This window comes from Campylobacter concisus, from assembly GCF_902460595.1.
GTDB lineage: Bacteria > Campylobacterota > Campylobacteria > Campylobacterales > Campylobacteraceae > Campylobacter_A > Campylobacter_A concisus_BL.
Map to the genome: position 1 here is coordinate 436,613 of NZ_CABPVA010000001.1, position 25,245 is coordinate 461,857.

Sequence of the window (25,245 nt, forward strand, 5' to 3'; positions counted from 1 at the left end):
TATTAAAGTTTTTTACTTTTATAGCTAAAATAACGATGAGAGCCTAATTTGCCTCGCGTTTTTAAATAAAAATATTTAAATTTTTAAACCTACTTATCAAACTATACTTTTTTATTTAATGCAAATTTCAATTATCTTTCATATCGTCATTAGATAACTAAAATAGCAGTTTGTCTTTGTCTAAGGCATATTTTAAAATTTAAAGTCAAAATTTGTTTTATCGCGCAAATATATAAATTTTATGCCTATATGAGATAAATTTATCCTGCCAAATGGCTAATATCAATCTCAAAAGCTTAAATTTTGGTGTAAATTCTTTTTTTTCTCAAAAGCGATTACCAACAAAGAAAAAATATTATTTTTATCTTTTGATTATCAAAATATCAATATAATCGTAAAAATTTATAAAAGGATAATTATGGCACTTGAAAATGTATTAAGAGCGATCGAAGATATAAAAAATGGCAAAATGGTCGTCATGGTCGATGACGAGGACCGCGAAAACGAGGGCGATCTAGTCTTTTCAGCAGCTAGCAGCGACATGCAAAAGGTAAATTTTGCCATCACTCATGCAAAGGGCGTGCTCTGTCTTGCGATGGACGAGGCGAACGCAAAAAGGCTTGATCTACCGCTAATGGTAGCCAAAAATACATCGAGCCACGAGACAGCTTTTACGGTCACGATCGACGCAAAGGACGCGACAACGGGCGTGAGCGCATATGAGCGCGATATGACGATCAGGCTTGCAGCAGAGACCAGCTCAAAGCCTGAGGACTTCGTGCGTCCTGGGCACATTTTCCCACTTATCGCAAAAAATGGCGGTGTGCTCGTTCGCACAGGCCACACCGAGGGCTCGGTCGATCTTTGCAAACTTGCTGGCGTTAGTCCGATGGCTTCGATATGCGAGATCGTAAAAGAAGATGGCACAATGGCAAGACGCGATTACTTAGAGGAGTTTTGCGAGAAATTTGGGCTAAATATGATCAGCGTATCTGACTTGGTTGAGTATAGGCTAAGCCACGAAAGCCTCATAAGAGTTGGCGAAAAAAGTGACGTGATGATCGCAGACTGCGCTGCAGCAAGATACGATATCACCGATCACAAAAGCAAAATTCACTCAGCTTATCTTTTTGGAGAGCCAAAGAGCAGGGCAAATGTCAAATTTCAAAAAATTCTAGCCGATCACGAGCTTTTAAGCAGTCCAAAATATGACGAGCTTTTAAAAACTATCAAATTTCTAGGCCAAAATGGTGGAATTTTGATCTTTTTAGATAGTGACAACTCAAACACAAGCAAAGACTATGGCATCGGAGCGCAAATTTTAAATCACTTTGGTGTAAAAGATATCGAGCTTTTAAGCTCAAATAAAAATAAAGAATTTGTAAGCTTGGCCGGGTTTGGGCTAAATATAGTAGGCTATAAGGAAATTTAAAGGAGATAAAATGAGCGAAGAGGCACAACGCAAAGCCTTACAAAATCAAATTTGGAGCATCGCAAATGAAGTAAGGGGTGCTGTTGATGGCTGGGACTTTAAGCAGTATGTCCTCGGAACTTTGTTTTATAGATTTATCAGCGAAAATTTTACTGACTACATAGAGGCTGGAGACGAGAGCATCGACTACGCTAGCATGGGCGATGATGAGATACTTGACGAGCAAAAAAGGGTCATTATAGAAGAAAAGGGCTACTTCATCTATCCTAGTCAGCTTTTTAAAAATGTCGTAAAAAATGCCTCGAATAATGCAAATTTAAATACCGATCTGGATCAAATTTTTAAAAGTATCGAAGGCTCAGCCGCTGGATTTGAGTCAGAGCAAGACATCAAAGGACTTTTTGCTGACTTTGATACGACAAGCAACAGGCTTGGCAATAGCGTCTCAGATAAAAATAGAAGGCTTGCTGCTGTTTTAAACGGAGTTGCTGGGCTTGATTTTGGTGACTTTAAAGATAACCACATCGATCTTTTCGGCGATGCTTATGAGTTTCTCATCTCAAACTACGCTGCAAATGCCGGCAAGTCAGGCGGTGAGTTTTTCACTCCGCAAAATGTCTCAAAGCTCATCTCTGAGTTAGCCATGCACGGACAAGAAAGTGTAAATAAAATTTACGATCCAGCTTGTGGCTCTGGTTCGCTACTTTTGCAAGCTAAAAAGAGATTTGACAAGCATGAGGTAGAGCAGGGCTTTTTTGGACAAGAGATCAATCACACGACATTTAACCTTGCTCGTATGAATATGTTTTTACACAACATAAATTTCTCTAAATTTCACATAGAGCTTGGTGATACTCTTTTAGACCCAAAGCTTCAGGACGACAAGCCATTTGACGCTATCGTCTCAAACCCTCCTTACTCTATAAACTGGATCGGCAGCGATGATCCCACACTTATAAATGATGCTAGATTTGCCCCAGCTGGCGTGCTAGCACCTAAAAGCAAGGCAGACTTTGCCTTTATCATGCATGCTCTTAGCTACCTCTCTGCAAAGGGGCGAGCCGCTATCGTTAGCTTTCCTGGTATTTTTTATAGAGGTGGCGCAGAAAAGAAGATACGTGAGTATCTTGTAAAAGAAAATTTCGTCGAAACCATCATCGCCCTAGCGCCAAATCTCTTTTACGGCACATCGATCGCTGTAAATATCCTTGTGCTCTCAAAACACAAAAGTGAAAACAAAACGCAGTTTATCGACGCTAGTGAGTTTTTTGAAAAAAGAACGAATAATAACGTTTTAACAAATGAGTACATTAAAAAGATAGTAGAAATTTTTGCTAGTAAAGAAGAGATCGCTCACGTGGCTACATCGGTGGATAATGACACTATCGCTAAAAATGACTACAATCTAGCAGTTAGCTCCTATGTCGAGCCAAAAGACACACGCGAAAAGATAGATATAAATGAGCTAAATTTGCAGATAAAAGAGACCGTGGCAAAGATATCAAATTTACGCTCGCAGATAGATGATATCATCGCGCAGATAGAGCTGGACGGCAAGAGATGAGTAAAATTTTTGATCTGATAAATGAGCTTTGCCTTGATGGTGAGCAAAGGAGCAAGCAGGGCATCAACTGCTTGATGTCCGTCCCTTTGCGAGTGAGTGGAGCATATTGCGTAGCAATGCGAACGATGGCTCCGAAATTTCACTCGCGAAGCCGAGCAAAATTTTAAAAGGCTTGAGATGAGTAAAATTTTTGATCTGATAAATGAGCTTTGCCCTGATGGGGTTGAATTTAGAGAGCTTGGGGAGATTTGTGAATTAGAGCGCGGGAATACAATAACTTCAAAAGATATAAATGATGGTGATATTCCAGTAATTAGTGGAGGGCAAAAACCAGCATATTATCACAATGAATATAATAGAGATGGAGAAACGATAACTATTGCTGGAAGTGGTGCATATGCTGGTTTTATAATGTATTGGAATAGACCAATTTTTGTTGCGGATGCATTTTCTATAAAATCACAAGAAAACAGGGTAATTATAAAATTTGTGTATCATTTTTTACTAAGCAAGCAAGAAAAAATCTATAATATGAAGCAAGGTGCAGGTATTCCGCATGTCTATGCAAAAGATGTTTCAAAAATTAAACTCCCTGTGCCTCCGATGGAAGTGCAGCGTGAAATAGTCCGTATCTTGGACTCTTTCACGCTTCTTACAGCAGAGCTTACAGCAGAGCTTACAGCAGAGCTTACAGCTAGGAAAAAGCAGTATGAATTCTACCGCGACTTTCTTTTAAGCTTTGACGAGCTTGATAAAAATGGGGGGGGGTGTGAGCTAAAAATGCTTGGAGACATCGGAGAAGTCCGTATGTGTAAAAGAATTTTAAAGGAACAAACTTCTTCAAATGGAGAAATACCGTTTTATAAAATAGGAACATTTGGTAAAGAAGCAGATGCTTATATTTCAAAAGAACTTTTTGATGAGTATAGGTCAAAATATAATTATCCAAAGATTGGAGAGGTCTTGATTTCTGCAAGTGGAACTATCGGACGTGCTGTGATTTTTAATGGCAATGATGCTTATTTTCAGGATAGTAATATAGTGTGGATTGAAAATGATGAAGGTCAGGTTTTGAATAGATATTTGTTTTATTTTTATCAAATAGCAGATTGGAATATCGCAGAAGGTGGGACAATTAAGCGTCTCTATAATGACAACCTAAAAAAAATAAAAATCCCCGTCCCATCACTTCAAACACAGCAAAAAGTCGTTGATATCTTAGATAAATTTGATACGCTTGTAAATTCTATAACTGAGGGCTTACCACGAGAGATAGAGCTAAGGCGCAAGCAGTATGAGCATTACAGAGAGCTACTTTTAAATTTCAAACCAAAAATGAGAGCATAAGGGCGTAAAAATGATAGAGAGTAAAACCATACTTGAGTCAGAAAATTTCATCGTTTTAGATAAATATGAGAGACTGCCTCAGTCCTCAAGCTACCAAAGCGAAGCGGATATGGAGGATGAACTTATAGCCGATCTCGTAAAACAAGGCTATGAGTATAAAAAAGATATAAACTCTCAAACGGCACTTTTACTAAATTTAAAAGAGCAACTAGAGAGGCTAAATAACGTTAAATTTAGCCCCTCAGAGTGGAAAAGGCTAGTCGAAGAGTATATCGACAAACCAAACGATGGCATAGTGGAAAAGACCCGCAAGATACAAGATGATCATATCTACGACTTTGTTTTTGATGATGGGCATATACAAAATATCTGCCTTATCGATAAAAAAGATATCGCTAAAAACAGCCTGCAGGTGATAAATCAGTTTGAGCAAACTGGCTCATCGCACAACAAATATGATGTCACTATACTTGTTAATGGCTTGCCGCTCGTGCAAATAGAGCTTAAAAAGCGAGGCGTGGCGATAAGAGAGGCCTTTAATCAAATTCATCGCTACTCCAAAGAGAGCTTTAACTCATCAAATTCGCTCTTTAAATACTTGCAAATTTTTATCATCTCAAATGGCACAGATACAAGATACTTTGCAAATACAACCAAGCGGGATAAAACCAGCTTTGACTTTACTATAAACTGGGCAAATTCAAAAAACGAAGCCATAAAAGATATAAAGGACTTTACGGCTACATTTTTAGCGAAAAATACACTTCTTAGCATACTTAGCAAATACTGCATCTTTGACACAAATAACACCTTGCTTATAATGCGTCCTTATCAGATAGCAGCGACTGAGCGCATACTTTGGAAGATAAATAGCTCGCATAATGCTAAATGCTACTCAAAGCCAGAGGGCGGCGGCTTTATATGGCATACGACAGGCTCTGGCAAGACGCTAACTAGCTTTAAGGCGGCTAGGCTTGCTACGCAACTTGAATTTATAGATAAAGTCTTTTTTGTGGTGGATAGAAAAGACCTTGACTATCAGACTATGAAGGAGTATCAAAAATTTTCAAAAGATAGCGTAAATGGCTCAGCTAGCTCAGCGGAGCTAAAGCGAAATACTCAAAAAGATGACGGAAAGATCATCGTAACAACTATACAAAAGCTAAACAATCTGATGAAGAGTGAAGATGATCTAAACATATATCAAAAAGAGGTTGTTTTTATATTTGACGAGTGCCACAGGTCTCAGTTTGGCGAAGCGCAGAAAAATTTAAAGAAGAAATTTAAGAAATTTTATCAGTTTGGCTTTACTGGAACGCCGATATTTCCTCAAAATGCCATCGGAGCAGAGACTACGCAAAGTGTCTTTGGAAGCTCGCTTCATGAATATGTGATAGTTGATGCTATAAGAGATGAGAAGGTACTTAAATTTAAGGTTGATTATAACAACGTCGTGCCTAAATTTAAGAGCATAGAGACAGAAAAAGACGAGCTAAAGCTAAGTGCGGCTGAGAATAAAAGTGCATTTTTGCACCCTGAGCGTATCAAAGAAATTTCAGAGTATGTGCTAGAGAAATTTCATCAAAAAACTCACCGCTTAAATGCAAGTGGCAAGGGCTTTAACGCTATGTTTGCAGTAAGCTCTATAGAGGCAGCGAAGCTTTATTATGAAGCGTTTAAAAATTTACAAAGTAACAAAGAGCGAGCTTTAAAGATAGCGACAATATTTTCTTTTTCACAAAATGAAGAGCAAGATATGGTTGGTGAGATAGCTGACGAGGGCTTTGAGCCAGAGTCGATGGACGTTAGCTCAAAAGAGTTTTTAAACAGCGCGATAAAAGACTACAATGCTTACTTTAAGACAAATTTTAGCGTTGATGGCGGGTCGTTTCAAGACTACTACCGAGATCTAAGCGAGCGCACAAAGAAGCAAGAGATCGATCTGCTCCTAGTTGTGGGCATGTTTTTGACAGGATTTGACGCGCCTTGTCTAAACACGCTATTTGTGGATAAAAATTTACGCTATCACGGGCTCATACAAGCATACTCTAGGACAAATAGAATTTACGGTGCTACAAAAACTTTTGGCAATATCGTGACATTTAGAGACCTAGAAAAGGCGACAGAAGATGCTATAACTCTTTTTGGTAAAGGCAGCACCAAAAGCGTCATACTCGAAAAAAGCTATAAAGAGTATATGGATGGCTTTACAGATGCGGTATCTGGCGAGGCAAGAAGGGGCTTTGTAGATGTAGTAAGCGAGCTAGAGGCGAAATTCCCTGATCCTGCTAAGATAGAGACGCAAAAGGACAAGAAAGAATTTGTAAAGCTTTTTGGAGAGTATCTAAGGGTGGAAAATGCTTTGCAAAACTACGATGAATTTGTTGCTTTAAGGGCTTTGCAAGATGTAAATTTAGACGATGAAAAAGCAGTTTGTGAGTTTAGGGATAAATTTGGCTTAAGTGATGAACAAATCAAAGAGATGCAAAGCATAAAAGTACCAAACGCAAGGGCTTTGCAAGACTACCGCGGAACGTATAATGATATAAGAGAGTGGCTAAGAAAAGAAAAGGCTGGCGAAGAGAAGGAAAAAGAGAGGATAAACTGGGATGATGTGGTATTTGAGGTTGATCTACTAAAGTCTCAGGAGATAAATTTAGACTATATTTTGGGTTTGATATTTGAGCATAATAAAAAGATAAAAGATAAAGCAGCACTTACTGATGAGGTGCGTCGCATCATCCGCTCGAGCTTGGAAAACCGCTCAAAAGAGGGGTTGATAGTTGATTTTATAAACCAAAGCGACTTGGATAAATTTAAAGACCGAGCCAGCGTGATAGAAGAGTTTTTTAAATTTGCAAAAGTTGTGATGAAAAAAGAGGCGGACGAGCTTATCGCTTCTTTAAATTTAGATGAGGCTGGAGCAAGAAGGTTTATAAGTTCGTCTTTAAAGAGCGGCTTTGTAAGTCAGAGCGGAACGCAAATAGGCGAGATACTACCTAAGATCAGCCCTTTAAATAAAAACTATCCAATAATCAGGCAAAAAGTCATCGACGAAATATCGCATTTTGTTGATAAATTTAAAGAGGTTGGCTCGTCGGTTTAGGGGTGCTTTTAAGCAAAATTTATAGTTTTGCGTTTGGCTTATTTATGCTTTGCTTCGTGTTCTAGTAGCCAAATTTTAGTTGGCAAGCCTTCGCCGCCTGAGTAGCCACCAAGACCGCTGTGAGAGAGCACTCTGTGGCAAGGGACGATGATAGGCAGTGGATTTTTGGCATTTGCTGAGCCTGCTGCGCGGTAAGCGTTTTTGTGACCTGCGGCAAGTGCTAGGGCTGCGTATGTGGTTGTTTCGCCGTATGGCACTTTTTGTAAAACATCATAAATTTTGGCTCTAAATTTGGTCGTTTTTATATCAAGCCTTACGCTAAATTTTTTAAGCTCACCCTTAAAATAGGCTTCTAGTTCATCTAAACAAAGTTTTAAATTTTCATCTTTTACCGCTATTTTTTCAAATTTATCTACAAAATTTATCTCACAAATTCCATTTTCACTAGCAACGATCTCTAAAATTCCAATGGGTGATTTTAGGTAGGCTTTTGACACATTTGCTCCTTGAAATTTGAAATTTTGGGCAAATTTTACTTTAGATTGTTTTGCTTTTTGATAAAATGCAAGCAAAATCAGCGATTTTAGACTAAAGACGAGCAAAATCACAAAGGAAATTTATGAGCTTTTTTACCGACTACGAAAAACACGTGAGTGAGCGAGAAAAAGATGGCGTGCCACCGCTTGCGCTAAATGCCAAGCAGACAAGCGAAATTTGCGAGCTAATGAGACTTGCTGGCAGCTCTAGTGGCGATGAAAAGGCACAAAAAGAGCTAAAATTTCTTATAAATTTACTTACAAATCGCGTAAATCCTGGCGTTGATGACGCGGCAAAGATAAAGGCAGAATTTCTTGGCGAGGTGATAGAAGGTCTTAAGATAGACGGGCTTGACGCGGTTCATGCCATTAAAATTTTAGGCAAGATGCTTGGCGGATATAACGTAGAAATTTTAGTGCGAGCGCTAAAAAATAGCGACGAAACTATCGCGCAAGCTGCGGCAAATGAGCTAAAAAATATCATTTTGGTGCATGAGCATTTTGACGAGATAGCAAAGCTAGCAAACAGTAATAAATTTGCAAAAGAGGTGCTTCTCTCTTGGGCGAATGCGGAGTGGTTTACGCATAAAAAGCCGCTTGATGAGTGCATAAAGGCAGTCGTTTTTAAGGTACCTGGCGAGACAAATACTGATGATCTAAGCCCAGCAAGCGAGGCATACACAAGGGCTGACATACCGCTTCATGCAAAGGCTATGCTAGTTAAAAAGATGCCTGAGGGTTTGGAGGTTTTAAAAGAGCTAAAAAGTCGCGGTAAGAGCGTGGCATACGTTGGCGACGTGGTCGGCACTGGCAGCAGCAGAAAGAGCGGTATAAACTCTATCCAGTGGCACTTGGGCGATGAGATAGAGAGCGTGCCAAACAAAAAAACAGGCGGTATCGTGATCGGCACGACCATAGCTCCGATATTTTTTAACACAGCAGAAGACAGCGGTGCATTGCCGATAGTTGCAAACGTAAATGAGCTAGAAATGGGCGATGAGATAGAAATTTGGCCATTTAAGGGTGAAATTTATAAGCTCACAGGCGCCCAAAAAAAGCTCGTGGCAAATTTTAAACTTAGCCCAAACACCCTAAGCGACGAGATAAGAGCAGGCGGCAGGATACCTTTGATGATAGGTAGGCAAGTGACCAAAAAGGCTAGAGAGGTCTTGGGGCTTGGCGAGGAGCAAATTTTTATAAAGCCAGATCAGCCAAAAGAGCTAGGCGGTGGCTATACACTCGCTCAAAAGATGGTCGGCAAGGCTTGCGGCAAGGCTGGCGTGAGAGCTGGGGCATACGTGGAGCCTGAAATTTTGACCGTTGGCTCACAAGACACCACAGGGCCCATGACTAGAGATGAGATAAAAGAGCTTGCTAGCCTTAGTTTTGGGGCGGATTTTGTCTTGCAAAGCTTTTGCCACACGGCTGCTTATCCAAAGCCAAGCGACCTTGAGATGCAAAAGAGCTTGCCTAAATTTATGACGCTTCGTGGTGGGGTTAGCCTAAAACCAGGTGACGGCGTCATCCACTCGTGGCTAAACCGCATGGTCTTGCCTGACACGGTGGGCACTGGCGGCGATAGTCACACGAGATTTCCTATTGGCATTAGCTTTCCAGCGGGCAGCGGCCTAGTGGCGTTTGCGGCGGTGCTTGGAATGATGCCGCTAAATATGCCAGAGTCAGTTTTGATCAAATTTAAAGGCGAGCTAAAAGAGGGCGTGACGCTTCGTGATCTTGTCAATGCGATACCTTATTTTGCTATCAAAAAAGGGCTTTTAAGTGTTGAAAAGAAAAATAAAAAGAACATTTTTGCGGGCAAAATTTTAGAGATAGAAGGGCTAGAGAGCCTAAAAGTGGAGCAGGCATTTGAGCTAAGTGACGCTTCGGCTGAGCGCTCGGCGGCAGCTTGTGTGGTAAATTTAAGCGTTGATAGTGTCGTGGAGTATGTTCGCTCAAACGTTGCGCTAATAGACGCGATGATAAAAGCAGGATACGAGAGCCATGAGACGCTTGCTAGGCGAAAAGAGAAGATGCAAAAGTGGCTAGAAAACCCAACTCTTTTAAGAGCCGACAAGGACGCAAGATACGCTGAAATTTTAGAGATTGATTTATCCAAGATAGATGAGCCGATCCTTGCCTGTCCAAACGACCCAGACGACGTGGCGACTTTAAGTGAAATTTTAGCTGATAGCAAAAGAGCGCAAAATATCGACGAGGTTTTTGTGGGTAGCTGTATGACAAATATCGGGCATTACAGAGCGCTTGCTAGAATTTTAGAGCGTGAGAGCAAGCTTACTACTAGGCTTTGGATAGCGCCGCCAACAAAGATGGATAAAAAGACGCTTGAAGATGAGGGCGTTTATGAGATATTTAAGAGGCTAAATGCTAGGACAGAGGTGCCAGGCTGCTCGCTTTGCATGGGAAATCAAGCAAGAGTTAATGACAATGCTGTTGTTTTTTCGACCTCGACTAGAAATTTTGACAACAGAATGGGCATGGGCGCAAAGGTCTATCTAGGAAGTGCCGAGCTAGCCGCTGTATGCGCGCTGCTTGGGCGTTTGCCAAGTGTTGATGAGTATAAAAAAATAGTAAGAGATAGCCTTAGTTTAAACAAAGATCAAATTTATAAATACCTAAATTTTAATGAAATAAGCGAGTTTAGTATATAAATTTGTTACAATATCGCGAAATTTTAAGGAGCTTTGATGAAAAAAGTAGCTTTTTTTCTCTTTTTTAGCAGTTTTCTTTTTGTAAATTTACACGCATTAGAGTGCAGTGACCTTGCTAAAAAAGAGATCTTTAAAACTACTCCAAAAGAGCTTGCTTACGTGAACGAGGGGCTATTTTATTGTGATGGCTCGCTTTTAAATTTAAAAGATATAAAAGAGCTTTTTGACGCGAGTGTAGCCGTGAGAAGTGAGTCTCAAAGCTGCGTTGGTGAGGGCGTTTATAGAGAAAATTTAAATAAATTTAGATGGATCTTACTAAAAGCATCGTTTGCACCTGAAATCTATCAAAAAGAGCTTGAAAAGTCAGAGGTCGCAGAAGCCCAAAAAGACGCTCAAATGGAGTATTTTAGGTACTGGGCAAACGAGAGCTTGTTTAACTTCTTAAAATATAAAAAATTTAGCGAAGCTTATAAAAACGCACAAACTCCGCTGGTTAAATTTTACGAGGCTTTAGGCGTTGATAGTGCAAGTGCTGCCTACTACGCAACTAGCGTGATAAATGAGTTTTTAAGCTTTAGTGTCGGCAAAAATGTAAATAAAGCTAAAATTTTAACCACAGAGCAAAAGATGATGGCTCAAAAGATGAGCTTTGACGAGCTTGCAAATTTACTCTACTCGAAAAATTTCACCACCGCTGAGCTTACAAATTTACTTGATATCGCACTGCTAAATGACAAAAGTAGCGAGATGATAGAAGAGATCATAAGGCGCGGGGCTGATGTAAATTTAGGCGATGAGACGCCGCTCTTTTTTGCTCTTAAAAATTTAGAAAATGTAAAAATTTTGCTTAAAAATAGAGCCGATGTGAATCATAAAAATTTCTTTGGAAAAAGTGCGCTTTTTTATGCTGTGCAGTTTGAGGATGCGCCTCTTTGCGAGCTTTTGCTAAAAAGCGGGGCAAATGCGAACGAGAGCTATATCGACGAGCAGTCTAGGATGAATATGATAAATTTAGGCATGATGCAAGTAGAAGATACGTGTGGTTTGGAGCATACAAACAGAAGCGTTTTCATGCATGCAGCAGCTCACGCGACGCCTGAAATTTTAAAGCTTTTGATAGATAACGGCGCTGATATGAACGCCACTGATGATGCGGGATTTAACGCGCTTGATTATGCGATTAAAGATAAAAACGAAAAAAATATTAAATTTTTAGAAGAGCTTGGCTTAAAACCAAATTTTAATTAGGAAGAGATATGAAAAAGACAGCTTTTGTGACAGGTGCGACATCTGGCTTTGGCGAGGCGATCGCTAGAAGACTCTCACAAGAGGGCTACAAGATAGTCGCTCTTGCAAGGCGCGAAGATAGGCTAAAGAAGCTTGCTAGCGAGCTTGGCGATACACACATCATCGTAGCTGACATACGTGATAAAAAGGCTGTTTTTGATGCAGTTGATAGCTTGCCTGATAAATTTAAAGATATCGAAGTGCTTGTAAATAACGCTGGACTTGCCTTGGGACAAGAAAAGACGATAGATGCGAAGGTTGAGGACTTTGAGACGATGATAGATACAAACGTAAAGGGTCTCATCTACTCGACAAAGGCGGTTTTGCCGCTACTTTACAAGCAAGAAAAGGGCTATATCTTTAATCTAGGCTCAACAGCTGGCTCGTGGCCATATCCTGGCAGCAACGTTTATGGTGCCACAAAGGCCTTTGTAAAGCAGTTTAGCTTAAATTTAAGAAACGATCTAGTTGGTACAAATATCAGGGTGACAAACATCGAGCCAGGGCTTTGCAAGACTGAATTTAGCGAGATTAGATTTAGAGGAGATAAGGCAAAGGCGGATAGTCTTTATGAAAATACAAATTTCATCACATCTGAGGATATCGCGACCATTTTGCTTAACTGCCTAAATATGCCTGAGAGCGTAAATATAAATAGGGTCGAAGTCATGGCAAATACGCAGACTTGGGCTGGACTTGCGATAGAAAAATTTTAAGGAGTTTATGTGAGACAAATTTTATTGTTACTATTTTTTAGTGTCGCGCTTTTTGGAGTTGATCCAGAAGTCGCCAAAAGAAACGCACAAATTTACGGCGTTTTCACGCTTATACCGCCAGTTGTTGCCATAGCGCTTGCTTTTATCACAAAAGATGTCATCTTGTCGCTATTTATCGGTGTTTTTAGCGGAACTTTTCTTATAAATATCGTTAATGAAAATGTATTTATGGGCATCATCAAAGGCTTTACAGGCATCGTTTCAAGAGTGGTTGAGTCGATGGCTGATAGCACTGATGCAGGCATCTTGCTTCAAGTGCTTTGTATAGGTGGCGTGGTCGCACTTATCACGAAGATGGGCGGTACAAAGGCGGTTGCTCTTTGGCTTAGCAAAAAGGCAAAAACTGGTGTCTCAGCTCAAATTTCAACTTGGCTTATGGGTATCTTTGTATTTTTCGATGACTACGCAAACGCCCTAATCGTAGGCCCTATCATGAGGCCAATAAGCGATAAATTTAAAATAAGCCGCGAAAAACTTGCTTTCATTATCGACGCCACTGCAGCACCGATTGCTGGTATCGCTATCATCTCTACATGGGTCGGACTTGAGGTTTCACTCATCGAAAAGGGCTATGAGCTTATCGGCGAGACTGGCATAAACGCTTATTCTATATTTATCGAGACCATTCCATATAGATTTTACAACCTATTCATTTTATTTTTCATCGTCTGCACAGCCTTGATGCAACGCGAGTATGGTCCTATGCTAGCAGCTGAGAGGCGCGCTAGAAAGGGCGAGCTTCACTCTGGTAAAACTCAAATTCAAGACCTTGAGGATAAGACTCTTGAGCCAAAAGAGGGCGTAAAACTAAGCGCTTCAAATGCTATCGTGCCGCTTCTTGTACTAGTTATCGGCGCATTTACTAGCTTTTATTTTAGTGGTCTTGCTGCACTTGAGGGCGATACTCTTAAAAATGCACTTGCAAATCCACTTTCGTTTTCAACATTTAAAGATACTTTTGGCGCAGCAGACTCTGCTACATCGCTATTTCAAGCAGCGCTCCTTGCTAGTATAGTAGCTATCGTCATGGGCGTTTGGCGCAAAATTTTTGATGTAAAAGAGGCCATTAGCACATGGGTAAAGGGCTGGAAAACTATGATCATCACAGTTGTTATCTTGCTTCTTGCATGGAGCCTTAGTGCGGTTATCAAAGAGCTTGGCACTTCAAGATATTTGGTCGATCTATTAAGTGACTCAACGCCTAAATTTATCCTGCCAGTGGCTGTTTTCATCCTTGGCTCATTTATCAGTTTCTCAACTGGCACCAGCTACGGCACGATGGGCATTTTGATGCCTCTTGCTATCCCGCTAGCTTATGCAGTGGGCAAAAACTACGGCTTAGATGGCGATGCGATGCATGCTTATATGATCGTAAATATCTCAAGCGTTCTAACGGGCGCTATCTTTGGTGATCACTGCTCGCCGATCTCAGATACTACGATACTCTCATCAATGGGTGCAGGATGTAGTCACATCGATCACGTCTCAACACAGATGATCTATGCACTTAGCGTTTGCGCGGTTTGTGTGCTTGTTGGCTACTTGCCAGTGGCACTTGGTCTTAGCGTTTGGATCGCACTTCCTTGCGGATTTTTAGCGATCTGGGCTTTGGTTAGATTTGTAGGCAAAAAAGTCGAAGAGAAAGCGGCATAAATTTGGACTGCAAATACCTAAAAGAGTGCGGATCATGCACTCTTTTTACCCCTTATAGTGAGCAAATTTCATTTAAAACTGATCTTATCAAGCAAAATTTCTCCCCATTTTATGATGGCAAATTTGATGTTTTTAGCTCAAGCCCAAAGCACTACCGCACAAGGGCTGAGTTTGGCATCTGGCACGAGGGTAGCAAGCTTAGCTACACGATGCACGCAAGCGAGAAGGGCAAAAGGGTCTTTATAGATGAGTGTTCAAAGGTCTGCGAGCAAATTTCACATCTCATGCCAAGACTACTTGAAAATTTACAAAATGATGAAATTTTGCGCGCAAAGCTCTTTGGAGTGGAGTTTATCGCCTGTAAAAGTGGCACCTTAGTCACGCTTCTTTATCACAAAAAGCTTGATAGTGAGTTTGAAGCGGCGATGAAAATTCTAGCTAGCAAGCTTGATGTGATGATCTTAGCTAGATATCGCGGTCAAAAGCTGCTAAGTGTCGAGCTAAATTTAGTTGATGAGCTAAATGTCGGAGGGCAAATTTATAAATTTAGCCTAAGTGAAAATGCCTTTATCCAGCCAAATAAAGCGGTAAATGAGAAGATGATAGCTTGGGCAAAAGAGTGCGTGCAAGGTGGCGCTGACCTGCTGGAGCTTTACTGCGGACATGGAAATTTTACCATCCCACTTTCGTTTAAATTTAAAAACGTCCTTGCCACTGAAATTTCAAAAAGCTCGATCGCAAATGCCCTTAAAAACTGTGAGCTAAATGGGGCAGAAAATATCAAATTTTTACGAATGGACGCTGATGAGCTAATGGGCGCATTTGCTGGTATTAGGGAATTTAATAGGCTAAAAGATATAAAATTGAGCGACTTTAACTTCTCGCACGTCCTTGTCGATCCGCCTCGCGCTGGACTTAGTGAAAGTGTCATAAATTTCATTAAAAATTTCAAAAACATCATCTACATCTCGTGCAACCCAGAGACGCTAAAAGAAAATTTAAATGAGCTTACTAAAAGCCATAAAGTGATAAAATTTGCGCTCTTTGATCAGTTTGCCAACACTCATCACATCGAGTGTGGCGTGCTACTAGAGGCAAAAGATAAATTTTAAAAGGAAAGTTGAAAATGGTTTCATTAAACAAAATAATCCAAGCAAAGATAACGATCGGTCACTTTGTAAATAAAACACCATTTGCGCTAAGTGCAAAACTTAGCAAAATTTTAGGCGCAAATGTCTATTTGAAAGAGGAAAATTTACAGCGAACTGGAGCTTACAAGATAAGAGGAGCTTATAATAAAATAGCTAGCCTAAGCGAGGAGGAGCGAAAACGTGGCGTTGTAGCTGCAAGCGCTGGCAATCACGCTCAAGGTGTGGCGATAAGCGCAAAAGAATTTGGCGTGCATGCTTGCATCGTCATGCCAGAATCAACCCCGCTTCTAAAGGTAGCTGGCACAAAGGATCTTGGCGCTGAAGTCATTTTAAAAGGTGATAACTTTGATGAGGCGTATGAATTTGCAGTAAATTACGCCAAAGAAAAAGATATGACCTTTGTTCATCCGTTTAACGATGAGTACGTCATGGCAGGGCAGGGCACTGTGGGTCTTGAGATGCTTGATGAGATAAGCGACCTTGATATGGTTGTAGTGCCAGTTGGCGGCGGTGGCTTAGCTAGCGGTGTGGCAAGCTGCATAAAGCAAGTCAATCCAAAAACCAAGGTCGTTTGTGTCGGCGCAAAGGGCGCTCCAGCTATGTTTAATAGCTACGGCGCTAAAAAGAGCATAAACTCAAAGTCAGTTCGCACTATAGCTGATGGCATCGCTGTGCGTGATGCGAGCGAGATAACGCTTAAAAATATCGTTGAGTGCGTGGATGAGTTTGTGCAGGTCGATGATGAGGAGATCGCAACTGCGATTTTATTTTTATTGGAGACGCAAAAGATCGTAGTTGAGGGAGCTGGCGCAGCTGGCGTGGCAGCACTTATGCATGATAAGATCAAATTTAAAAAAGGCGCAAAGATAGGCGTGGTGCTAAGTGGCGGAAATATCGATGTTCAGGTGCTTTCTATCATCATCGAAAAGGGTCTTATCAAGTCTCACCGCAAGATGACCTTGCAAATCACACTTGTAGATAAGCCAGGAGCGCTCATGAGCTTAACTGATAGTCTAAAATCAGCAAATGCAAACATAGTTAAGATCGACTACGACCGCTTCTCTACTAAGCTTGACTACGGCGATGCTAGCATCACTATCACGCTTGAGACAAAGGGTCTTGAGCATCAAGAAAAGATCAAAGATACGCTTAATAAAAACGGCTTTTCTTTCACTCAACTCTTCTAAATTCAAAAGCTCGCTACCTTTTAAAGTAGCGAGCATTAACTTTCATTAAATTTACAGGACTAAAATTTCGCAAATTTATTCAAGGATGAGATATGAAAAAGAGTTTATTAAGCATTGCGTTGTTTTGCACTTTGGCTTTTTGCGCCGATGATGAGGTGGTTGGCAAGCAAAACGATCAAGTATGGATAGGAGCTATGGGCGGATGCAAGCTTTATGTATTTTCACTAAAGACGACTGACGCGCCAGTAGATAAGCTAATAGCCAAAGATGAGGCTCAAAAAGAGCTTGTGGCAAATACTAAAAATTTACCAAACAAACACAACGTAATGTTTGCAAAGTGCGATGACTACACAGCGCTCATAGATAGTGGCTATGAAGATAGCTTGGAAAATTTAAAGTATGATCTGCAAACTTTTGGCAATATAAAGCCAGAGGAACTAACCTACGTCATCATCACGCACGCTCATCCTGATCACATAGGTGGGCTCATAGATGGCGGCAAAAAGACATTTAAAAACGCCAAACTTTTTATAGATGAAAAGGAGTGGGACTATTGGATGAAGGGCAAAGATGAGAGGATAAAAGAAATTTTATCGCTTTATAAGGACGATAAGAGCTTTTTTGATCATAAAAAGCCGCTATTTAACGGGGCTCTAAAGATCAGAGCTATCCCAGCCTACGGCCACACTCCAGGGCACAACATGATAAGCTTTGAGACAGATAACGACAAGATCATATTTATAGCTGATCTTCTTCACGTTCTAGCAGTGCAAGAGGTCGAGCCAAGCATATCTATCACTTATGATGTAGATCCAGTGCAAGCTGCTAAAACAAGAGAAAAGGTGCTTGATGGCTTGGAGGACGAGACTACAAAGATAGTAGGCGCTCACATGCCTTATAAGAGCCCTATCACCTTGCCAGAGTAATAAATTTCTTTTGCTTTACAAATTTAGGATAAAATGCGGGCTTTAAAGGAGAAAATATGAGCGAATACGCAAATTTGATATTAGCTATCTTGCTAGCTATTTTGGCATTTGCATTTTATAGGTCAAACAAGGCGCTAAAAAAGGCAAAAGATGATAGCGAAAATGTCTCAGTCAGCACTGAAATTTCGCAGCTTAAAAGCATCGGCGAACTATCCGTCTTTCAGGTATATAGCAAAGAGATCGTCACAAAGACAGATCATGCGTTTGGAAATTTTGGCAAAGAGTATTTAAGGTGGCTAGTGAGTGAGAAGAAGCTTTCGATGATATTTGAGTTTGAGATAAATTTTATCTACGATCTAACCAGCCCTAGACTTGAGATCATGCAGATCGCAAACTCTAGCTACAAGATAAAAATGCCTCCATGTAAGTATAAATTTTCAATCGCAGATATGAAATTTTACGATGAAAAAAACGGCAAATTTATACCATTTTTGCTGCCTGACTCGCTAAATGGCTTTTTTGGTAGCACTTTTACAGAAGAAGACAAAAATAGGCTGATAGAAGAGGCTAGAAATGAAGTAAAAAAGATGAGCGTTCGCCTTATCTCGCAGCTTCAAAGTAAAATCCACAAATCAGCTCGCGACACGCTTGAAGCGATAGCTAAGAGCTTTGGCGCAAACAAGGTCGAGTTTGTCTTTGACGATAGCGACGAGCAGATCAACGAGCAACTAAATTTAGAAAATATCGCATAAAAACAAAATTTAAAGGAGAAAAAATGAGTGTAAATTCACAAGAGGTCACACAAGCACCTGGCAACAACACAGTCTTTCAAACATGGGTTTTAAAAGGCGACAAAAAGGCATGTAAAGAGGGCTTTGCTAAGCTTTGTGCTTTGGTTGTAAATTTAAACAAAACTGCTAAAGTTAGATTTGGCGCAAATGAAAATGTAAATTGCGTCCTTGGCGTGGGTCATGATGCTTGGAAAAAGCTTGAAATTTCAAAAGAATTGCCAAAAGAGCTTGTAAATTTTAAAGCTATCAAAGGTGACAAACACGAGGCTGTTAGCACAAAGGGTGACATTCACATCCACATCCGTGCGCTAAATGCGGCTGACTGCTTTGACATGGCGCAAAATATCAAAGAAGTTTTGTTTAAATTTGCAGAGCTTACAGATGAGACTCAAGGCTTTAAGTATCACGACGGCAGGGCGATCATCGGCTTTGTCGATGGCACTGAAAACCCTGATGGCGAAGATAGAGACCACTTTGCAAAAGTCGGCAAAGAGGATGCTAAATTTAAAGGCGGTAGCTACGTTTTTGTTCAAAAATACTTCCACAAAATGAAAGAGTGGAACGCCACAAGCATAAGTGAGCAAGAAAAGGTTATAGGCCGCTCAAAAGAGTATGACATCGAGATGGACGAGAGCGAAAAACCTACAAATTCACACTCAGCTGCTGCAAATGTCGGCGACGATAAAAAGGTCGTGCGTGGCAATATGCCATTTACTGAAGGCAGCAAAACAGGCACTTACTTTATCGCTTATGCAAGCACATTTTCAACGGTTGAGCTTATGCTTAAAAAGATGTTTATCGGCGAGCCAAAAGGCAACTCAGATAGGCTGCTTGACTTTAGTACGCCAGTAACTGGGGCTTTATATTTTGCTCCTACGCTTGATATGCTTGGCGATTATGAGGGATAAATTTAGCTTGGGGCGAAGCAAATTCGCCCCTTTAAATTTATAAGAAAAAAATGCCAGAGTGGTTTATCTACGCAGCTCTTTCGGCTGTTTTTGCTGCGCTTACAGCGATCTTTGCAAAGCTAGGCGTAAAGGACATCGACAGCGATTTTGCGACATTTATAAGAACGGTCGTTGTCATTTTGATGCTTGTTTTGCTTTTAAGTGTGGCTAAAAAATGGCAACCGCTAAGCTCTCTAAGCCCTAAAAACTGGCTTTTTCTCATACTAAGTGGCATGGCGACTGGGCTTTCTTGGCTTATGTATTTTAAAGCTATGCAAGCAGGTAAAGTCTATCAGATAGCGCTGGTTGATAAATTTAGTGTCGTGCTGGCTATCATTTTGGCTGTCATATTTCTTGGTGAGAGGCTAAATTTAAAAGAAATTTTAGCCGTTTGCCTTATCGTATCTGGCGTGTTTTTACTCATTTTTAAATAAAATTTTCTGCATTATTCTTAAAATATATTTTTAATTTTAATTTGTAATTAATCAAAAAGCCCATAGAATTTGATCGATTTCATTTTGAATGGAGAAATATGAAAAAAATTATTCTATCAGCCATCGTAGCTTGTGCTGCATTTGGTGCAGGCATGAACTACACAGATGTCGTAAAGGACGTATATGCTGACGCAAACTCAGCTAAGAGCATAGGCAGGCTGCTACCAACCAACGCAGTTGAAATTTTACAAACAAGCGGCGATAGAGCGCAGATCAAAGTAAAAGGCTATCAAAACCCAGCCGTTAGTAACGTAGTTTATTTTGCTGATGGCGCGAGGATCATCTCAGTAGCATTTGCAAAAACTGCACCTTTTGATATCAAAGTGACAAAAGAGGGCAAAAACGGCAAATGGAACGAGGTAGAAACGACAGTTTTCGTTCAAAAAGATGGCTTTAGCACCGATGTAAATGCGATGTTTGCAAAAGCTGATAAGATGTATAAAGAGAGCTGTGGCGTTTGCCATGCATTGCCTCAAACTACGCACTTTAACGCAAATCAATGGCCGTCACTCCTAAAATCAATGATCGGCAGAACCGCAATAGAAAAAAAAGACGAGTGGCTAGTTATCGAGTACCTACAAAAACACTCATCTGACGTAAATTTAGGCAAATAAGGAGAAAAAATGAACGAGAACAGACGAGATTTTCTAAAAAAAGGTGCAACAGCACTTGCAGCTACACCTTTGCTTTCAGGCGTAACAGCTTCAAATTTGTTTGCTGATGAGTTTAAAAAGGGCGTTGTAAAAAATGGCGAAACTCTTACAGCTGCTCACTGGGGCATGCTAAAAGTAACAACTAAAAACGGCATCGCTGTAAAGTCAGAGCCTATCCAAAAGACAAGTGAAATTTACAACCCACTTCAGCACTACACACCAGATATGATCTATAAAAGTCGTATCAAACACACAATGGTAAGAAAGAGCTACCTAGAAAACCCAGATAGCCCAAAACCAGAGCTTCGTGGCGTAGATGAGTGGGTCGAGGTGCCTTATGAAGAGGCGATCAAGCTAGTTGCTAAAGAGCTTAAAAAAACAAGAGCGCAAAAGGGCTTAGAGAGCGTTTTTGCAGGTAGCTACGGCTGGAAATCAAGTGGCAATGTGCATAACTCAATAATTTTACTTCATAGATTTATGAACCTTAGTGGCGGTTTTGTTGGCTCACTTGGCGACTACTCAACAGGTGCTAGTCAGATCATCATGCCTCACGTTGTAGGTAGCATCGAGGTTTATGAGCAGCAAACTAGCTGGCCAGTCGTGCTAGAAAACTCAAAAGTCGTAGTCATCTGGGGCGCAAACCCACTTGCGACACTTCGCATAGCTTGGACAGCGACTGATGAGCAGGGCTTTAAATACTTTGAAGAGCTAAAAAATAAAAAAGATATCAAAGTGATCGTTATCGATCCTATCAGATCTGAAACAGCACAATACTTCGACAAAGCTCAGTGGATCGCTCCAGTGCCAAACACCGACACAGCGATGATGCTAGGCATGATGCACTACCTATATGAAAGTGGCAAATACGATAAAGAATTTATCGAAAACTACACTTATGGCTTTGATAAATTCCTCCCATATCTACTTGGCAAGACAGACAACACTCCTAAAAATTTAGAGTGGGCGAGCAAAATTTGTGGCATAGATAAAGATACTCTAAAAGAGCTAGCTGATACATTTGTAAGCAACCGCACAATGCTAATGAGTGGTTGGGGCATGCAGCGCGCTCATCACGGCGAGCAACCACACTGGGCGATGGTGACACTTGCAGCTATGATCGGTCAGATCGGACTTCCTGGCGGGGGATTTGGCTTAAGCTACCACTACTCAAACGGCGGCGCACCAACATGCAAGGGCGCAGTCATCGGCGGTGTAAATAGCGCAAGTGTGGGTAAATTTAACGAAAAAGGCGAGTTTATCGGCACTGATACGGGCGAATTTGACAAACGCGGTCGCTTCGTCGCAAAAGCAGCCGCAGTAGCGGGCACAGGTCAAAGCTGGCTACAAAAAGCAACCAACTACGCTTTCCCAGTAGCTCGTATCGCTGATGCGTTGCTTCACCCTGGCAAAGTGATAGATCATGACGGCAAAAAGATCACCTACCCAGACATCGACTTTATCTACTGGGTCGGCGGCAACCCACTAGTGCATCACCAAGATACTAATACAAATTTAAAAGCGTGGAGAAAGCCAAGAACCGTAGTCGTTCATGAAGCCTACTGGACACCGACAGCAAAGATGGCTGATATCGTCTTTCCAGTCACCACAGAGTATGAGAGAAACGACATCACGATGACAGGTGATTACTCAAATATGAACATAGTGCCAATGAAACAAGTCGTTGAAAAATACCGCGAAGCGAAAGATGACTATCAAATTTTCACTGATCTTTGCAAGGCTTATGCTAAAAATTTAGTCGTTGCCTATACAGATAATGGCAAAGATGAGTTTGACTGGATCAAAGAGTACTATGACGCAGCCTACGCTCAGGTCAAGGCTGTGCCAGAGCTTGCAAGCGATATGAAGCCATTTGAAGAGTTTTGGAATGAAAACAAACCAGTCACATTTGCCTCATCTCAAGATAGTGATAATTGGGTAAGGCTTGGCGAGTTTAGAGAAGATCCTGTGCTAAACGCTCTTGGAACGCCTAGCGGTCTTATCGAAATTTACTCAGATACGATCGAGAAAATGGGCTATGATGACTGCAAAGCACACCCAACTTGGTTTGAGCCGATCGAATGGCTAGGCATGAAAGATAAACCTGCAAAATACCACATGATAAGCTCTCACCCAACTGACCGCTTGCACTCACAGCTAAGCCAAACTTCACTTCGTGAGAAGTATGCTATCGCTAACCGCGAACCAGTGTGGATAAACGAAAATGACGCAAAAGAGCTTGGTGTAAAAACAGGCGATTTGGTGTGTGTATTTAACGCTCGTGGCGAGGTGCTAGCAGGTGCGTATGTGACTAAAAACATCAAAGAGGGCGTCGTAAAACTAGCTGAGGGTGCTTGGTATGACGGCTTTGACAGTGGCATCTGCAAAAACGGCTCTGCAAACGTGCTAACCATAGATATCCCAACAAGTAAGCTAGCAAACGGCAACATCAGCCACACAGCTCTTGTAAATATCAGAAAATATCAAGGCGATGAAGTGCCAAAACTTACAGCATTTTCTGAGCCAAAATTTTCTAAATAATTTCAAAGCAGGGGAGCGATCTCCTGCTTAAAATTATCTTTGCTTATAAAATATTTTTAACTACTTTCTCAAATTTATCTATTCATTTTCGTAAATTTTAGAGAAAATTTAAATATTTTTTATTAATTAATATTATTTATTTGTAATTAAAATTTTCTTAAAACACCTAAAATAGGCTATTTGCTAAGTAAAGTAAATTTATTATTGCTTAAATGTAATTTATATTTTCAAGTTATATTTAATTATTAAAGTAATAAAATCCGCTTCGTTTTTGGGAGAAACAGCCAATATAACGTATCTTGTAATGCAAAGGAATGAAAAATGAATAATCTAAGTATAAAAATAAAGATCCTACTAATTGTAATTTTAAGTCTTATTTGTTTAAGTGCAACAAGTATTTATATTTTAAATGGCGTTTTTAAGACTAGAAGCCAAGCTGTATCAAGCCTTAATACAGCTGAAGATATCATAAAACAAAGTGAATTTATCCATGAACTTCAAAAAGAGCGCGGTTATAGCGCAGGCTTTATAGCTAATGGCAAAGATGCTGATAAAAATTTAAAAGAGCAAAGAGCTAAAGTTGATGGCGTTTTGTCTAAACTTTCTAACAAAGATGAACTCTCAAGCGAGCTTAATAGCATAAGAGCCAAAGTAGATAGCAAAGAAAGTTTTGCTCTCATAGCTCCTAAATTTCACGATATGATTGAAAATACACTTATATTTGAAAATTCCCTAGTAAGCAGCTCTGAGCCTGATATGAAAGATAATTTGGCTAGAATTTTTAGCATCTCAAAGATCAAAGAGTATTTTGGTATCACAAGGGCGGTACTAAATGCTGCATTTATAAAACATAACATCGATAAAAATACATACGTAAATTTAGTTTCGTTTAACGCAAATATCAAAAATCTCTTAAATGACTATGTAAAATTTAACGCAGGCACATACGCAGATAGCTTGCAAAAAGAGATCTTGCAAAGTGATGAGTTTCAAAAGATAGATGATATCATCAAAAGTGCTATCGCTACTCCAGATGAGACAGCTGGCAAGATCGAAGCAGCTAGTTGGTTTCAAAGTATCACAAATTTGATCGATAGCTTTAGAAACTATGAGCTTTACTTGTTAAATGATATGAAAGATAAAGCTTTACAAGATATGAGTGAAGCTGGCAACTTAGCTGTTTCTATGGTCATTTTGCTCGCCTGTTTTATACTATTGCTTGTTTTGGTTTCATTTTTTGTCGGTAAAAATATCATTTCAGGCATCGATAGCGTAAAGGGCGGGCTTGGCGAGTTTTTCTTATATCTAAACAACAAGACAAATTCTGCCAAACTTCTAAGCTTAAAAGGAAAAGATGAAATTTGCATCATGTCATCGCTCATAAATGAAAATATAGAGGTTATCCAGACGGCAAAAGAGCATGAGAACACATTCATCCAAAAAGCCAACACCTTTGTAAATGAGATAAAAGATGGCAACTATGAAGCAAGCCTAGAAGCTGATACAAACAACCCAGCTCTAAATCAACTAAAAAGCACATTTAAAGATCTACAACTTGCTCTTAAAAATGCAATCTCAAGTAATGGTAAAGATGTACTTGACCTACTAAACACTTATAAAAACCAAGACTTTACAAAAAGACTTGATGATGATGATGGTAAGATAGCAAGTGGTATAAACTCTCTTGGCATAGAAATATCTAAAATGCTAAATGACAATCTAAATCAAGCACAAGTACTAGAAGAAAAAGCTAAACTTCTAGCTAGCTCAGTATCTAAAGTAGCAAGCTCAGCAAACACTCAAGCAAATAGCTTACAAGAAAGTGCAGCTGCAGTTGAGCAAATGTCTAGCTCAATGAATGCCATCTCTCAAAAGACAGCTGATGTTATAAGACAAAGTGATGAAATTAAAAACATCATAACTATCATTAGAGATATAGCAGATCAAACAAACCTTCTAGCTCTTAATGCTGCTATTGAAGCAGCAAGAGCTGGAGAACATGGTAGAGGATTTGCAGTTGTTGCTGATGAAGTAAGAAAACTAGCTGAAAGAACTCAAAAATCACTTGGTGAGATAGAAGCAAATACAAATGTCCTAGCTCAATCAATAAATGAGATGAGTGAATCTATAAAAGAGCAAAGTGAAGGCATAAATATGATAAATCAATCAGTTGCTCAAATAGATCACC

The 25,245-nt window shown here is 40.2% G+C and carries 19 protein-coding genes; 18 read left to right on the forward strand and 1 reads right to left on the reverse strand.

Translation table 11 applies throughout. From position 1 onward, the window contains the following. Positions 1 to 418 precede the first annotated feature (418 nt). Genes F3G86_RS02105 through F3G86_RS02120 form a run of 5 tightly spaced genes read left to right on the forward strand, consistent with a single transcriptional unit; the run spans position 419 to position 7,449 of the window. On the forward strand, positions 419 to 1,432 hold the full coding sequence (locus F3G86_RS02105; protein WP_149722854.1) for a bifunctional 3,4-dihydroxy-2-butanone 4-phosphate synthase/GTP cyclohydrolase II: 1,014 nt from the start codon (positions 419 to 421) through the stop codon (positions 1,430 to 1,432). A gap of 10 nt (positions 1,433 to 1,442) precedes the next feature. Next, on the forward strand, positions 1,443 to 2,996 hold the full coding sequence (locus F3G86_RS02110; RefSeq protein ID WP_149722855.1) for a type I restriction-modification system subunit M: 1,554 nt from the start codon (positions 1,443 to 1,445) through the stop codon (positions 2,994 to 2,996). Next, on the forward strand, positions 2,993 to 3,163 hold the full coding sequence (locus F3G86_RS10310) for a hypothetical protein (protein WP_188116406.1): 171 nt from the start codon (positions 2,993 to 2,995) through the stop codon (positions 3,161 to 3,163). The genes F3G86_RS02110 and F3G86_RS10310 overlap by 4 nt, the downstream gene beginning before the upstream one ends. A gap of 10 nt (positions 3,164 to 3,173) precedes the next feature. Next, positions 3,174 to 4,343 carry a restriction endonuclease subunit S gene (locus F3G86_RS02115; RefSeq protein ID WP_149722856.1) on the forward strand — a complete coding sequence of 390 codons (1,170 nt, stop codon included), beginning with the start codon at positions 3,174 to 3,176 and terminating at the stop codon, positions 4,341 to 4,343. A 10-nt stretch (positions 4,344 to 4,353) separates the two neighbouring features. After that, on the forward strand, positions 4,354 to 7,449 hold the full coding sequence (locus tag F3G86_RS02120) for a type I restriction endonuclease subunit R (protein WP_149722857.1): 3,096 nt from the start codon (positions 4,354 to 4,356) through the stop codon (positions 7,447 to 7,449). 38 nt (positions 7,450 to 7,487) lie between these two features. On the opposite strand, the gene F3G86_RS02125 is transcribed toward F3G86_RS02120, so the two are convergent. Then, positions 7,488 to 7,946 (reverse strand): methylated-DNA--[protein]-cysteine S-methyltransferase, encoded by a 459-nt coding sequence (locus F3G86_RS02125; RefSeq protein WP_149722858.1) that lies wholly within the window; start codon positions 7,944 to 7,946, stop codon positions 7,488 to 7,490. A 122-nt stretch (positions 7,947 to 8,068) separates the two neighbouring features. On the opposite strand from F3G86_RS02125, the gene F3G86_RS02130 reads away from it, so the two are divergent. The 13 genes from F3G86_RS02130 to F3G86_RS10950 form a co-directional block, all read left to right on the forward strand. Beyond that, positions 8,069 to 10,654, forward strand: coding sequence for a bifunctional aconitate hydratase 2/2-methylisocitrate dehydratase (locus F3G86_RS02130; RefSeq protein ID WP_149722859.1), 2,586 nt, complete (start codon positions 8,069 to 8,071; stop codon positions 10,652 to 10,654). Between the two features lie 36 nt (positions 10,655 to 10,690). Next, positions 10,691 to 11,902: an ankyrin repeat domain-containing protein gene (locus F3G86_RS02135; protein WP_149722860.1), complete on the forward strand. Its 1,212-nt coding sequence runs from the start codon at positions 10,691 to 10,693 to the stop codon at positions 11,900 to 11,902. An 8-nt stretch (positions 11,903 to 11,910) separates the two neighbouring features. Then, complete coding sequence (locus F3G86_RS02140; RefSeq protein WP_149722861.1) at positions 11,911 to 12,657, forward strand: SDR family NAD(P)-dependent oxidoreductase; 747 nt, start codon at positions 11,911 to 11,913, stop codon at positions 12,655 to 12,657. A 9-nt stretch (positions 12,658 to 12,666) separates the two neighbouring features. Continuing rightward, positions 12,667 to 14,370, forward strand: coding sequence for a Na+/H+ antiporter NhaC family protein (locus tag F3G86_RS02145; RefSeq protein WP_021093054.1), 1,704 nt, complete (start codon positions 12,667 to 12,669; stop codon positions 14,368 to 14,370). A 2-nt stretch (positions 14,371 to 14,372) separates the two neighbouring features. Beyond that, a complete protein-coding gene (trmA, locus tag F3G86_RS02150; protein ID WP_149722862.1) occupies positions 14,373 to 15,482 on the forward strand; it encodes a tRNA (uridine(54)-C5)-methyltransferase TrmA in 1,110 nt (369 codons plus the stop codon). A gap of 14 nt (positions 15,483 to 15,496) precedes the next feature. Next, positions 15,497 to 16,708 (forward strand): threonine ammonia-lyase, encoded by a 1,212-nt coding sequence (gene ilvA / locus F3G86_RS02155; RefSeq protein WP_009293964.1) that lies wholly within the window; start codon positions 15,497 to 15,499, stop codon positions 16,706 to 16,708. Positions 16,709 to 16,800: 92 nt separating this feature from the next. Continuing rightward, on the forward strand, positions 16,801 to 17,634 hold the full coding sequence (locus tag F3G86_RS02160) for an MBL fold metallo-hydrolase (RefSeq protein ID WP_149722863.1): 834 nt from the start codon (positions 16,801 to 16,803) through the stop codon (positions 17,632 to 17,634). A 56-nt stretch (positions 17,635 to 17,690) separates the two neighbouring features. Next, a complete protein-coding gene (locus F3G86_RS02165) occupies positions 17,691 to 18,386 on the forward strand; it encodes a DUF4230 domain-containing protein (RefSeq protein ID WP_087582318.1) in 696 nt (231 codons plus the stop codon). Between the two features lie 23 nt (positions 18,387 to 18,409). Further along, on the forward strand, positions 18,410 to 19,333 hold the full coding sequence (locus F3G86_RS02170; RefSeq protein WP_149722864.1) for a Dyp-type peroxidase: 924 nt from the start codon (positions 18,410 to 18,412) through the stop codon (positions 19,331 to 19,333). A gap of 50 nt (positions 19,334 to 19,383) precedes the next feature. Then, on the forward strand, positions 19,384 to 19,806 hold the full coding sequence (locus F3G86_RS02175; RefSeq protein WP_149722865.1) for an EamA family transporter: 423 nt from the start codon (positions 19,384 to 19,386) through the stop codon (positions 19,804 to 19,806). A 98-nt stretch (positions 19,807 to 19,904) separates the two neighbouring features. Beyond that, positions 19,905 to 20,480 (forward strand): cytochrome C, encoded by a 576-nt coding sequence (locus F3G86_RS02180; protein ID WP_107848228.1) that lies wholly within the window; start codon positions 19,905 to 19,907, stop codon positions 20,478 to 20,480. A 9-nt stretch (positions 20,481 to 20,489) separates the two neighbouring features. Beyond that, positions 20,490 to 23,057 (forward strand): molybdopterin-dependent oxidoreductase, encoded by a 2,568-nt coding sequence (locus tag F3G86_RS02185; RefSeq protein WP_149722866.1) that lies wholly within the window; start codon positions 20,490 to 20,492, stop codon positions 23,055 to 23,057. A gap of 321 nt (positions 23,058 to 23,378) precedes the next feature. After that, positions 23,379 to 25,245 (forward strand): methyl-accepting chemotaxis protein (locus F3G86_RS10950; RefSeq protein ID WP_149723149.1); only part of this gene is annotated, 1,867 nt, incomplete at its 3' end.

Bases quoted from the DNA above. Each gene is read 5' to 3' on its own strand.
- F3G86_RS02160 (WP_149722863.1), top strand. From the start codon at position 16,801: ATGAAAAAGAGTTTATTAAGCATTGCGTTGTTTTGCACTTTGGCTTTT.
- F3G86_RS02175 (WP_149722865.1), top strand. From the start codon at position 19,384: ATGCCAGAGTGGTTTATCTACGCAGCTCTTTCGGCTGTTTTTGCTGCG.
- F3G86_RS02105 (WP_149722854.1), top strand. From the start codon at position 419: ATGGCACTTGAAAATGTATTAAGAGCGATCGAAGATATAAAAAATGGC.
- ilvA (WP_009293964.1), top strand. From the start codon at position 15,497: ATGGTTTCATTAAACAAAATAATCCAAGCAAAGATAACGATCGGTCAC.
- F3G86_RS02110 (WP_149722855.1), top strand. From the start codon at position 1,443: ATGAGCGAAGAGGCACAACGCAAAGCCTTACAAAATCAAATTTGGAGC.
- F3G86_RS02115 (WP_149722856.1), top strand. From the start codon at position 3,174: ATGAGTAAAATTTTTGATCTGATAAATGAGCTTTGCCCTGATGGGGTT.
- F3G86_RS02180 (WP_107848228.1), top strand. From the start codon at position 19,905: ATGAAAAAAATTATTCTATCAGCCATCGTAGCTTGTGCTGCATTTGGT.
- F3G86_RS02120 (WP_149722857.1), top strand. From the start codon at position 4,354: ATGATAGAGAGTAAAACCATACTTGAGTCAGAAAATTTCATCGTTTTA.
- F3G86_RS02185 (WP_149722866.1), top strand. From the start codon at position 20,490: ATGAACGAGAACAGACGAGATTTTCTAAAAAAAGGTGCAACAGCACTT.
- F3G86_RS02140 (WP_149722861.1), top strand. From the start codon at position 11,911: ATGAAAAAGACAGCTTTTGTGACAGGTGCGACATCTGGCTTTGGCGAG.
- F3G86_RS02170 (WP_149722864.1), top strand. From the start codon at position 18,410: ATGAGTGTAAATTCACAAGAGGTCACACAAGCACCTGGCAACAACACA.
- F3G86_RS10310 (WP_188116406.1), top strand. From the start codon at position 2,993: ATGAGTAAAATTTTTGATCTGATAAATGAGCTTTGCCTTGATGGTGAG.
- F3G86_RS02135 (WP_149722860.1), top strand. From the start codon at position 10,691: ATGAAAAAAGTAGCTTTTTTTCTCTTTTTTAGCAGTTTTCTTTTTGTA.
- F3G86_RS02130 (WP_149722859.1), top strand. From the start codon at position 8,069: ATGAGCTTTTTTACCGACTACGAAAAACACGTGAGTGAGCGAGAAAAA.
- F3G86_RS02165 (WP_087582318.1), top strand. From the start codon at position 17,691: ATGAGCGAATACGCAAATTTGATATTAGCTATCTTGCTAGCTATTTTG.